Origin of the sequence: Pedobacter paludis (assembly GCF_003173575.1) — a bacterium.
In the GTDB taxonomy this organism is placed as follows: domain Bacteria; phylum Bacteroidota; class Bacteroidia; order Sphingobacteriales; family Sphingobacteriaceae; genus Pedobacter; species Pedobacter paludis.
On sequence record NZ_QGNY01000011.1, the window covers coordinates 24,436 to 36,563 of the forward strand.

Annotated in this window: 12 protein-coding genes; 5 read left to right on the top strand and 7 right to left on the bottom strand. The window is 43.1% G+C overall.

What is annotated here, in order from left to right; translation table 11 throughout:
- Window positions 1-8: 8 nt before the first annotated feature.
- The 7 genes from DF947_RS21330 to DF947_RS21360 all read right to left on the bottom strand — a co-directional run bounded on the left by DF947_RS21330 (window position 9) and on the right by DF947_RS21360 (window position 7,486).
- Window positions 9-2,792 carry a multicopper oxidase domain-containing protein gene (locus tag DF947_RS21330; protein ID WP_082489585.1) on the bottom strand — a complete coding sequence of 928 codons (2,784 nt, stop codon included), beginning with the start codon at window positions 2,790-2,792 and terminating at the stop codon, window positions 9-11.
- A gap of 12 nt (window positions 2,793-2,804) precedes the next feature.
- Window positions 2,805-3,281 carry a heme-binding domain-containing protein gene (locus tag DF947_RS21335; protein ID WP_056095245.1) on the bottom strand — a complete coding sequence of 159 codons (477 nt, stop codon included), beginning with the start codon at window positions 3,279-3,281 and terminating at the stop codon, window positions 2,805-2,807.
- 7 nt (window positions 3,282-3,288) lie between these two features.
- Window positions 3,289-3,861, bottom strand: coding sequence for a DUF3347 domain-containing protein (locus tag DF947_RS21340; protein ID WP_056095249.1), 573 nt, complete (start codon window positions 3,859-3,861; stop codon window positions 3,289-3,291).
- 117 nt (window positions 3,862-3,978) lie between these two features.
- Window positions 3,979-4,467, bottom strand: a complete 489-nt coding sequence (locus tag DF947_RS21345) for a DUF3347 domain-containing protein (protein WP_056095252.1) — start codon at window positions 4,465-4,467, stop codon at window positions 3,979-3,981.
- 108 nt (window positions 4,468-4,575) lie between these two features.
- Window positions 4,576-5,013, bottom strand: coding sequence for a hypothetical protein (locus DF947_RS21350; RefSeq protein ID WP_056095255.1), 438 nt, complete (start codon window positions 5,011-5,013; stop codon window positions 4,576-4,578).
- A gap of 285 nt (window positions 5,014-5,298) precedes the next feature.
- The gene (locus DF947_RS21355; protein WP_056095258.1) at window positions 5,299-6,513 is read right to left on the bottom strand and encodes an efflux RND transporter periplasmic adaptor subunit; all 1,215 of its coding nucleotides are present in this window, start codon (window positions 6,511-6,513) and stop codon (window positions 5,299-5,301) included.
- Window positions 6,506-7,486: an efflux RND transporter periplasmic adaptor subunit gene (locus DF947_RS21360; protein WP_056095261.1), complete on the bottom strand. Its 981-nt coding sequence runs from the start codon at window positions 7,484-7,486 to the stop codon at window positions 6,506-6,508. The genes DF947_RS21355 and DF947_RS21360 overlap by 8 nt, the downstream gene beginning before the upstream one ends.
- Window positions 7,487-7,991: 505 nt before the next feature.
- Between DF947_RS21360 and DF947_RS21365 the strand changes: the two genes are divergently transcribed.
- The 5 genes from DF947_RS21365 (at window position 7,992) to DF947_RS21385 (ending at window position 12,042) form a co-directional block, all read left to right on the top strand.
- Window positions 7,992-8,633, top strand: coding sequence for a Crp/Fnr family transcriptional regulator (locus DF947_RS21365; RefSeq protein WP_090985886.1), 642 nt, complete (start codon window positions 7,992-7,994; stop codon window positions 8,631-8,633).
- Between the two features lie 124 nt (window positions 8,634-8,757).
- Window positions 8,758-9,555 (top strand): sulfite exporter TauE/SafE family protein, encoded by a 798-nt coding sequence (locus tag DF947_RS21370; RefSeq protein ID WP_056095265.1) that lies wholly within the window; start codon window positions 8,758-8,760, stop codon window positions 9,553-9,555.
- A gap of 85 nt (window positions 9,556-9,640) precedes the next feature.
- Entirely contained in the window at window positions 9,641-11,059 is a 1,419-nt protein-coding gene (locus tag DF947_RS21375; RefSeq protein WP_056095268.1) for an MBL fold metallo-hydrolase, read from the top strand.
- Window positions 11,060-11,066: 7 nt separating this feature from the next.
- Window positions 11,067-11,687, top strand: a complete 621-nt coding sequence (locus DF947_RS21380; protein ID WP_056095270.1) for a class I SAM-dependent methyltransferase — start codon at window positions 11,067-11,069, stop codon at window positions 11,685-11,687.
- Between the two features lie 16 nt (window positions 11,688-11,703).
- Window positions 11,704-12,042: a rhodanese-like domain-containing protein gene (locus DF947_RS21385; protein WP_197413310.1), complete on the top strand. Its 339-nt coding sequence runs from the start codon at window positions 11,704-11,706 to the stop codon at window positions 12,040-12,042.
- Window positions 12,043-12,128: the final 86 nt, after the last annotated feature.

Here is a 12,128-nt window from a genome sequence, read left to right on the forward strand (position 1 = left end):
TTGATTTGTTAATAGCTTAATGTCAATCCGGCGCCATAGCCCATATCACTGTCATAATGTGTTGAAAGCCCAAAATACTTAGTAACGATGTACCTGAATCCGGCCATATATTCCTTATCGGTATTGACCATAAACTGGAAGCGCAGTCTTTTGGAAACGGGGATATCTTCCCTCATCAGCTGAAACCTGACATTCCCCTTGTGATCGAGGGAAGCATCTGCAACGATCAGCAGTGGTAGGGTATATTGAACTCCCAAATGAAATACCTGCCTGAAATTTTTGGTATTTCCCTGCCCGAAAAGGTTGTTTCCCGGCGAAAGTGATTGCCCGAAAACATTCTTGTCCAAGGGATCAACCGTTCTTTTTCTAAAATCCCATCCGATATAGGGCAATAGCCATTGGTTTCTCCCGATATATCTTCCAAAATGACTTTCACTTTCATAGCCCATTTCCTTGTCAAACCCAATCCGCCATTCAGTGGTAAAGCGGTAACGGGTATTGGCGAGCATAATCTCTCCGTCGCTGCCATTGGTTTCGATTCCGATGCGTGCCATTGGATGAAATGCCCTGTCATCACTGAAAAGTTTTCGCTGTGCCAGCTTGGGGTCCGGGATTTCGGGATTAGGCGGAGAATTCTCATAACTGAATACCCTTCCCATACCGCTCATCATGTGATAGAGAATATGGCAGTGGAAGAACCAGTCGCCTCCTGGCTCTGTTGCTGCAAATTCAAGGGTATCCCGCTCCATGGGCATGATGTCGATAATGTTCTTCATCGGGGCATATTCTCCCTGCCGGTTAATTACCCTGAAGTCATGGCCATGAAGGTGCATAGGATGGCGCATCATACTGTTGTTGTAAAGGATTATCCTAACATTTTCGCCCTTTTTTATCAGTATCTTATCGCTTTCAGAAACGGTTTTGTTATCCAGCGTCCAGACGTAACGGTTCATATTTCCTGTAAGGTCAAACTTAAGTTCCTTCCATGGGCCTTTTGGCAGGGTTGTTTTCTTTGGATCTCGAAGCATATTATAGTTCAGAGTAACGATATCGGCGGTTTCTGCCTCCATATTCATCCCTGCCATGCTCTTGTCACCAGACATCTGCATACCAGGCATCCCCTTCATTTTTTTCTCTGTTTTTGAATTTTCTTCACCGGTTACCTCCGGGTACATCACCGTATTCATATCCATGATCTGGTTCTGCATCTTCATGCCTTCCATCTGTACCATATTGCCGCTCATATCCATCATATCGTTCATCATTTTCATTCCGGCAAAATACTTCAGTTTGGGCATTTTCTCTGCATGGACCTTTTCTCCCTTGCCCAGCCATAGTGATGCTGATCCCGTACGGTCTTCAGGAGTGACCAAAAATTCATAGCTCTTATTTTCCGGAATCGTGACCACTACATCATAGGTTTCGGAAACCGCTATAATCAGCCTGTCGACCTCTACAGGCTCCACATCATTTCCATCGGTAGCGACAACGGTAATCTTGCCCCCTGCATATTTAAGCCAGAAATAATCTGAGGCTCCACCGTTTGCAATACGCAGCCTTACCTTGTCCCCAGCCTTGAACTGCGGCTGTTCGTTCTGATTTTTCCCATTGATGAGAAAGGCTTCATAATAAACATCGCTCACATCCATGGCATTCATGCGCTTCCATTCATTGGCTACCTTTGTTTTAAAATGTCCGGTCCTGATCGCTTCTGCATAACTCTGGGTAGTCCCTTTTTTGATGGCAAACCAGTCGTTGGCATTTTTCAGGCTTCTATGAACCTCCTCGGGCTTCATATCTGTCCATTCGCTAATGACTACTGGAAGGGTTGGAATATCCCACTCCGTACGTTTGTTCATGATAAATGCCCCATACATACCTATCTGTTCCTGAAGGCCGCTGTGGCTGTGGTACCAGTGCGTTCCATGTTGGACGATGGGAAACTTATAGATGTAGGTAGTGTGCGGTTTGATCGGCATTTGGGTCAGAAAAGGAACACCATCCATCTTGTTCGGAAGAAAAAGTCCGTGCCAGTGCAGCGCGGTTTCCTCGTCGAGATTATTGTGCACGTAGATCAGGGCGGTATCGCCCTGCGTAAAGGTCAGTGTGGGCATGGGGATCTGACCGTTTACCGCAATTGCCCGCTTTGATTTTCTCCCATAATTTACCGTTGTATCGGCTATGTAAAGATCATAACGCACGGTACGTGGTGGAAATTTATTCGCAACGGTCTTAATCGGGCCCAAATTGGCCTTTGCAGTTTTGATATTTTCCATGTCAGAACTGTTATCATCCATTGCCATGCCCGCCATATCCCCCATATCCTCACTCTTTTTGGAACTTTCCTTTGTTCCCCCATTCTGTTCAGGCGCTGACCTGGGCTTTTCCCTGATTAGCTTCATCCCGCATTTGGGACAGTTGCCAGGTTTGGAGTCATGGATCTCAGGGTGCATTGGGCAGGTATAGGTTACTGATTCCTCTTTTGGCTTACTTTCCAATTTTTCTGCCAGCATTTTCATGCCTTCCATAGCTCCCTTTTTTGTACCTTGCTTCTTTTTGCCCGGATCAGCTGTCTTTGCCTTATCCACTTTACCTTTCTGCAGGATAAGCTTCATTCCGCACTTTGGACAGTTACCGGGTTTTTCCGATTGTATTTCCGGGTGCATCACACAGGTATAGATTACCCTGGACTGACCAGCACTGCCGTTCTTGTCCGTTTTCATTCCCTTCATATCCTGGGCGGAAACCACAGAATAAATTATCAATAAAAAGACTGTTAATATATTTTTCATTTCTTTGTTAATTTAAAGAGCAGTGAGATTCTTTCTGTTCAAACTATCCCTTGAATTCTGTACCCACTTTATGAGTATCGACTTTTCCCTTGGATCTAATATTGCATTTCTGTGGATCAGGCTATAAGAGGAAAGCGGCATTGTACCATCTTTTAAGCTATTTTCTATGGCCCGCAGTTTGTTCTGACGCCTCCGCAAGGTATAGCCGGCAAATTCATTAAAGTTCAGCTCCTCTTTTCCCGATCGTATGTGACTGTTAAGGTACCAGTGAAGCGGCTGAACATAGGCATACCATGGATATTCCGTGTTGTTGCTGTGACAGTCATAACATGATTTTTTAAGTATCCCCTGCACATCATCAGGCATAGGAACAAGTGTGGATATATCCTGAGGCATAGCCTGCGCGCTTTTATTGCGTGCAGGCTGTAAGATCTGCATAAGCATGAAGATAACTAATAGCCCAAGAAAGGTTTTTTTTATGCCCGTCATTTTTGTGCTATTTCAGTTCTTCTTTGACAGTGCCACAGGTGGGCATCGTTTTTCCAAGGTAAGGGTTTTTGATCTCCTTTATCTCACTCACCCAGATTGCACCCTTGTTATTGTTGTACATGGGACAACGGTCCACATACAGGGGCTTGTCAGTGCCAAGGAGCTTGATCATATCGTACATGTCTTTGCTCAGCATATCGAAATGCTCACGTTGATGGGCAATATTGCCTGCATTGGAACCGATATGCTCTGCGTGCTCTTTGGCATCATCCCGAATATCGCTATATGCCCTGGCCTGCTCCGAAGTCAATGATTTTTCATCAAAACTGGCGAACGCTGCGACCATTTCACTGCCTGCGGCGGCAGCTTGTTTATCATCGTCCGTGGTCAGGGCATTTTTCAGTTTCAGATAGCCGGATAAAAGCGCAGCCGTTTGGGATTTTTTTACATTATTGGTTTCCCTAGAAACATTTTTGGTCGTGGAATCCGCAACAGCGGAATCTTGCTTTTCATTTTTACCATTTGTACAGGCGGCAAGGAAAAATAGTGGGCCCAGAAGGCTATATATTAATGTTTTCATTGTTTTTGATATATCTTGAATAAATTATTTCGAGCTGTATGTAGAATATATGCATACAGCTATATTGAACGGACCAAAACATCACAATGCTAAATGTCCGCTCAATAACAATATGAATTATTTGATAGTCTCCTTTACTGCACCACAGGTCAGCATCTGCTTACCGAAATAAGGGTTTTTGATACCAGCGTTATCAGAAAGCCAATAGCTCTTTTTCAATGGACAATAGGTATAATAAACAGGCGCTTTGGTGAGTTTAACGGCTTTTGCCAGTTTAAAAAGATTGGCAGAAAAAGTTGCGAAATATTCTCTCTGATGGGCAATATCCTTACTCTCCGATATGTGCTTGGCATCAAAGGCAAGCTTATCCTGTAAACCTATAAATATATTCATATCGGCTTCTGGCATTGACTTCATGTCCATGCTGCCCAGCGCTCTGGAAAACTCAGTGGCTTTTGAGGCGGCGACTGTCGCATCTGCATTTATCAATGCATTTTTGATATCGTAATAAGAAGTTAAAAGTGACTGTGTCTGGCTATTTTGCGCAAGGACGCGGCCAGTGAAAACGATTGCCAATAGGGCAACCAGAAAAAATATTTTTTTCATGATTTTAAGATTAAATGTTTACACTCTTTCCGCAGGAGTTTTGGCCGCGCGAAAGCCAGGCACCATGTCAATGTAACACGGGCTCTATTGGTAATTCTTGGTGAAATCTTATATCTGAAAGCTATTGATGGAAATCCGGATGTCCCTGTTGGGTGGCCGCTCCCGCTGTCCGGCGTAAACGCTCTTTTTGAGAGCCAGTTTGACAGAAGGAATTAAAAAGTTGTAATTATAATCTGGAAGCAATAGAACAGGTAGGATAACCTGGTTTTTAACGCTTTGGGGAACAAGCTTCCCCTGAACCACAAGGTCGTTGACCAGAGTCTTGCAACAGGGATCTTCTTTTGAAAGATTCGGTCCATTTGAAGCACTGTGTTTATGCACATGTGCACCTTTATGCTGATGATCATGTTTGTGATTATTCTTTTTAGAGGAAACATGTACATCACTTTCTCCATGATTATCTCTTTCCATTCCAACTGCACAGGCAAGGCCAACAACAGTGTTGAGCAGAAAAATCACTAAAAGAAAGATGGCTTTGGTTTTCATCAGACTACAAATCTATATAAAGATGCAAAATTAAATTTATATAATTTCCCATATCTTTTATATAATTATATTAGAAAATCACCTCAAATTTCTGACATTGAACTTGTTTCAATATTTTTCGGCCCCTCGAAAAGTAATTTCGTTTCGCAGACTCCGACCTGTCAAATGCTGGATTTGCTTTTCACCAAGGTCCAGACAGTATTAGCGCAATCAAGCTACATACTATGCCAAATTTTACTTACCATGGGTATTTATCCATAAGATATGACGCACCAAATCATAACCTTACCCTCCATTTTTGAATATCGATTCACTCTCCAAGAGGTAGGCTCTACTGGTGACCACTATTTCACCTAGTGAAATGCCAGACAATACCTGCACATAGCCCCCGTTCCCTGCTCCGGTATTGACCTTTCTTCCAGAAAAACTTCCATCACGATTTTTGATCCATACCTTATTGCCTTTACCTCCTGCTAGTATTGAAGATGTGGGCACAGCAACAGCATTCTGTTTTCCATTACCAATGGAAATGTATGCCAACATCCCCGGCCTGATCAGCCCCTGCGTATTTGGAACTGCGATCCGGATGAGCACAACCTTAGATTCATCTGATAGTTCAGGATTTACAAATTCCACCTTGCCTTTAACAACCTGTCCGTTCAGATCTGGAAAAGAGACATTCACCATGTCATTTTCCTTATAGTTTCCGCTTTCGCCGGCATATAACTGCGCCTCTATCCATAGATTGGCTAACCCTTGCGTTTTTAATATAGCCATCCCTTCAGTTACGTAATCACCCTCGTGGATGGCTATGTCGCTTACCGTTCCGTTAACCTTGCTGTATATGGTAACAGTGGCCGAAGTTTTGGACAAAGAAGAAAGATTTATGATCTGGGCGGAGTTCAGGCCCCATAACAATAACTTGTGCTCTACTGTCTTGATCATGGCCTCATAATCGACGTCAGGATTATTTAATACCTTCTGCTGCTGCCTGGCCAAAAGGTATTCTTTTTCGGCTGATAACAGGTCTTCGCTATAAATGGAATACACTGCCTGACCTATTGTTATTTTTTCTCCAACGGACCTAACAAATAAACGCTGTATGCGTCCGGCCACTCTTGCACTGATCTCTTCCGCCTTACTTTCGTCCGTGGCAACTGTTCCGGTCAGAAGTTTTTCGCCCCCTGTATTTTCTTCCCTTACCGTATCAACTGTTATGCCTGCCAACTGAATCTGGCTTGCTGTCAATGTTATTTTTTCCGTGGCAGAATTTCCTGATCCAGTAAGTTCGACCTTGATCAGTTTCATGCCACAGATCGGACAGTTGCCGGGATGGTCTTCATGTATCTGTGGATGCATGGAACAGGTATAGTAAAATTTGCTTTTTGCTTTTGCCGCCGGCTCTGCTTTTTGTTTGCAGCTGTTAAATATACTTACTGAAAGCACAATAATCAGTAAGGCACAGATCCTTTTCAGGTTAATTCTTTTTATGTTATTCATGACCCTTTGTTTTGATGAAACTCTCACTGTCTGTTAAATACCCTGCATCTACTGCCAGGGTATCGGTTGCGGAAAGGCCTCTTGTTATCTGTATTTCGTTCCCTTTGAAAGTCCCAATATTTACACTATGTGCATAGTATAAGCTGCCTTTTTTTAGCCAGATTATTTTTGTCTGCCCAAGATCCTGCAGAGCAGACCTCGGTATCCAAAGCCCTTTGGATTTTCCCGTCTCTATTGAGGCATTGATTAGACTGTTTACCTTCAGCTGATGTTCCATATTGTCCAGATAAACCCTTGCGCTAACCGTTTTGTCACCTTGCTGAAGGGTAGGTTCAATAAAATCTACTTTCCCATATAACGTTTTACCTGGCAGATCCGGCAGGGTAATCTTAACCGGTTGATTTAACTCTAAGCTGGCCAGTGAATTTCTGTCGATCTTGATAATGGCCTGGAACAGGGCAGCCCAGGTGATCAGCTCAGGCATAATCTGGTAAGGGTGCCTTAAAATATGAACCGGCCTATGGTCCGACAGAGAAAGCCTGCGTTTTTTAAGGTAGACGGTAAAAAGAAGAATTGCGCAAAGCAGCAACCCTCCCGGTAAGCTTCCCCTTGGAGAGAGGATGATTTGTCCGGGTTCAGCAGCAAAAGCAGCATAGTTCCCTGCAGCATAAACCAGTTTATACCCGATAAGAAAACCTAAAAATCCATTGGTTATCCATTCCCATAACAAAATCTCCTTCTTAGGCTGTATAATAATCTCAACAGGTGCTATATGTCCTGCAGCCTCCTTTCTTTTAAGCTCAGCAGAAAACAGCAGGTAACCAGAAATAAATGCCAGGGCCACAAAGAAACCGAAAGTCTGAACGGGAAGCGGAATATATATTCCAAATAGGTATTCAATAAGATGGGTCAGGGTTGGGAACATAGGCAGAAACTGAAAAACCGCAACGTAAAAAAATATATTAGCCGCCATCAGGAAATTGCCCCAAGTAGTCCATAAAGTGGGGACCCTTTAAAAAGCAGATCCCCACTGATCCTATTTGGATAACAATAAGTCTTAAGCCAGCAAGCGTTTGAGCCACTTTAATTCAATATATAAAATTAAATGCCCAAAGACTAGTAAGCCACGCCTCAGAAGCTAATTATGACCTCATTGTTACGATTCATAGTTATGGTGGTACCTTTAAAAAGTCGCACTGATCGGGCTATTTCTTTCCGGGTCGATCAAAAAACATAAAGATTAACAAGGGATAAAAAATAAAAAACAATATGTGATTTTTGTCAGCTTTATCCCTGGACGAAGTGTTAGGTTTACTTTGGAAAAAACGCGCTGCATGTTTTAATTAGGGAACCATAGAGAGTTTCTTTGTAAATTTATTATACCCTTTATTCTATATCCAAAAAATGTATTCCAATATTTTAAAGAATTTTGGCGCAGGCCTGCAGTATAGTTATCTTTAAAATCCAAAACAGCTAAAATGAAAGATATGACCATTGCGGAATACATCGAAAGACTTTTTCCCCAGTTTGAACCTGCCCTTAAGACCATCCTTATCGAGAATGCGACGCTTAGGGATTTTCAGGGAGGTGATATGCTCATGCAAACTGGGCAGAATATGCGCTCCACGGTGCTTATCGTAGAAGGCATGGTAAAGCTCTACAGGGAGGGAGAAGATGGACAGGAATTCTTTATGTATTATCTCCAGCCAGGAAATGCGTGTGCACTTTCCATGATATGCGCAACCAAACAGGAAACCAGTCAGGTAATGGCAAAGGCCATTGAACAGACCAAGGTACTCATGATTCCGATTGCCCTGATGGATAAGCTGATGCGGGATTACAGAACATGGTATTACTTTGTCATTGAAACATACCGTATGCGCTTTGAAGAACTCCTCTTTGTCATCGATAATATCGCCTTTAAGGCAATGGATGAGCGGCTGGCCTTTTACCTGAAAAAGCAAGCTGGAGATTTAAACACAAAAGAACTGCACCTTACCCACAGTGAAATTGCATCTGATTTGAACACCTCCCGGGAAGTAATTTCAAGGCTGCTTAAGAAAATGGAGCAGGCAGGAGAAATTAAGATGTACCGTAATTACATCGAATATTTAGCCTAAGCCCATAAAAAGAATAAAGTTATTTTTACTGCGAAAGGCATCACTTCTTGAAAATATAATGAGTGTGACAAAAGTCACCAACATTGGTAGATGATAACTCGATTTTTGTTAAAAAATAACAGAAATGGAAATCATTGCATACGTTGCATCTGCCTTAATTGGAATTTCGCTTGGATTGATCGGCGGTGGCGGTTCTATCCTCACCATGCCGGTACTGGTTTACCTATTTGGGGTTAATCCGCTATTGGCTACTTCTTATTCATTGTTCATCGTTGGCTCTACAAGTTTAGCAGGTACAGTCGGGAATTTTAAGCGTGGGCTGGTGAATATTAAAACAGCTTTGCTGTTTGGTAGTGCATCCATCTCAACTGTATTCTTAACCCGCAAATTCATTATCCCCCTTATACCCAAGATAATAATAAAAATCGGCGATTTTGAGTTAACAGAAAACATGCTCATGATGGTACTCTTTGCAGTTTTGATGGTAGCGGCTGCAACAGCGATGATTAAAGGTGCAAGAGCAGAAAGCAGCACCCGAATAGAAAAACCCCCACTTCACATCGGTAAACTGTTTTTATACGGCATTGCCATCGGCCTCGCTACTGGTTTTTTGGGTGCTGGTGGTGGCTTTCTACTTATTCCTACACTTGTTATTTTAGTGGGCTTACCCATGAAAGAGGCCGTAGGTACTTCACTTTTCATCATAGCGCTTAATTCGCTCATCGGTTTCACCGGCGATCTTGGACATTTCCATATCGACTGGATCTTTCTCGCCAAAATTACTACCGTTGCCATTGCCGGTATCGTGGTAGGTGGAATGATAAACAAAAAAATAGATGGAGGAAAACTGAAGAAAGGTTTCGGGTGGTTTGTACTGGTTATGGGTTGCTACATCATTCTAAAAGAGGTAATATTTAAGTAACCTTCAGAAACAAACTCCTTGTGTGACAAAAGTCACCAACGACCATATCGTTAAGGATTAATTTTGACATACTAATTTAATCATCATGATTATAGAACAAATTTACACCGGATGTCTGGCACAAGGTGCCTATTATATAGAAAGCAACGGAGAGGCGGCCATTATCGATCCGCTTCGAGAGGTTAGTCCGTATATGGAACGTGCACGGAAGAACAACGCAAAAATAAAATACGTGCTCGAAACACATTTCCATGCCGATTTTGTATCCGGACACATTGATCTGGCTAAAGAAAGCGGCGCAGAAATCGTTTACGGGCCGAATGCAAAACCCGACTTTGATTTTTACGGTGCGAAAGACGGAGAAGTGTTGCGACTTGGTGGGGCAAAGATTAAAGTGTTGCACACCCCAGGACATACCATGGAAAGCACCTGTTTCCTGGTTAGCGATGAGCAAGGAAAGGAAATAGCACTGTTCTCCGGCGATACGCTTTTTATAGGCGATGTGGGAAGACCCGATCTGGCACAGAAACCGGTCAGTGAGCTTACAAGTGAGATGCTAGCAGGTTATCTCTTTGATTCTTTACGCAATAAGATCATGCCTTTAAGCGATGATATTATGGTTTATCCTGCACATGGTGCGGGTAGCGCATGCGGAAAAAATATGAGCAAAGAGACCACCGATCTTTTGGGAAATCAAAAGAAGACCAATTATGCGCTAAGGGCAGGCATGTCCAAAGACGAATTCATTAAAGAGGTTACTGATGGTCTTTTACCGCCTCCTGCATATTTTCCTGAAAACGTCATGATGAACATCCATGGATATGATAGTTTTAACAAAGTGATAGAACGAGGCATGCAAGCCCTTAACCCCGATGCTTTTGAGCGGGTTGCAAATGAAACAGGAGCGGTAATTCTCGACACAAGAGCTCCAGAGGATTTTATAAAAGGCTTTCTCCCAAACTCGGTAAATATTGGCATCGATGGAAATTTCGCCCCCTGGGTAGGAACTTTAATCCCGGACATTAAACATCCTATTTTACTTATTACAGATGAGGGTAGAATTGAAGAAGTGCTCACCCGTTTATCAAGAGTAGGATTTGATGGTGCAGTAGGTTACCTAGATGGCGGCGTCGTTGCCTGGAAAAAAGCTGGTCAGGAAACCGACGAGATAAAATCGGTTTGTGTAGCCCGGCTGGCCGAAATCGGCAAAAAAGCGGAGGTAAATATTCTGGACGTCAGAAAAACAAAGGAATACTTAAGCGAGCATGTCGAGGGTGCTGTCAACCTTCCACTGGATTATATCAACGAAAACCTCGGCACCGTCGATAAAACCAAGACCTACTTTGTTCACTGTGCAGGTGGTTACCGTTCTGTTATTTTCAATTCCATCATGCGCTCACGCGGGTACCACAACCTCATCGATGTGGCTGGTGGTTTTAAGGCCATACAGGAAAACGGATGTATTCCGACTACAGCATTTGTATGTCCAAGTACCTTAATATAAAAGGGATATGAAAAATGAGAAAAAATCGCACTGGGAAAAGGTGTATTTAGAAAAAAGTCCTGACCAGGTCAGCTGGACGCAGGTCTACCCCACAGTTTCAATGGAGATGATAACGGGGTTCAATCTGGATAAATCTGCTCCGATAATCGATATTGGCGGGGGAGACAGTCTGCTTGTGGATTTTTTGCTTCAGGAAGGCTACAGCGATATTACCGTAGTGGATATATCTTCCCGGGCATTGGAAAAGGCAAAGGCAAGGCTTGGAGAACTGTCTGGCAGGATACACTGGATCGAGACAGACATCAGGGATTTTGTGCCGCAAAGAAGTTATGCAGTCTGGCATGACCGGGCCACTTTTCATTTCCTTCATTCATCAGAGGAAATCCATAGTTATGCAAACACGGCAGGTCAGTTTACCGGAGAATACTTGGTCATGGCGACTTTTTCGCTCACCGGACCAGAAAAATGCAGTGGCCTGCCCGTTTCAAGATACAGTGAAAGAACGCTGCGCGAGATATTTAGAGAAGGGTTTACCGAAATAGAGTGCAGGCCGCAAGAGCACACTACCCCAATGCAAAGCACGCAGGATTTTCTGTTCTGCAGCTTTAAAAAAAATACAGAGCAATAAGAAACGAATAAATACAATGAATAAACTACTTCAAATGATCAGCAGTTTTTTTTCAAAAGGTGCGTACAACCTCGATGGCTACCACTTCAAAAACGAATTTACAAAAAGCAGTGACGCAGTCCTCTTAGATGTAAGGACAAAGCCTGAATATGCCCCAGGCGCGCTTCCTTCAGCCATATATATCGATTTCCTGGGTTCTGCCTTTTCTTTAGAACTTGCAAAGCTGGATAAGGCCAAGCGGTATTTCCTCTATTGCAGAAGTGGAAAGCGTTCCTCCTCAGCGGTATCGGAGATGAGAAAACTTGGGGTGGAAGCATTCAACCTGGTTGGAGGTATCGGTACCTGGCCAAAATGAAGAAATATATTCAAGAAATATTGATCTATTCAACGCTGCCGGCCGGATTTCTTCGGGATGGCAGTTTGCTAAAATGATTCAGCACT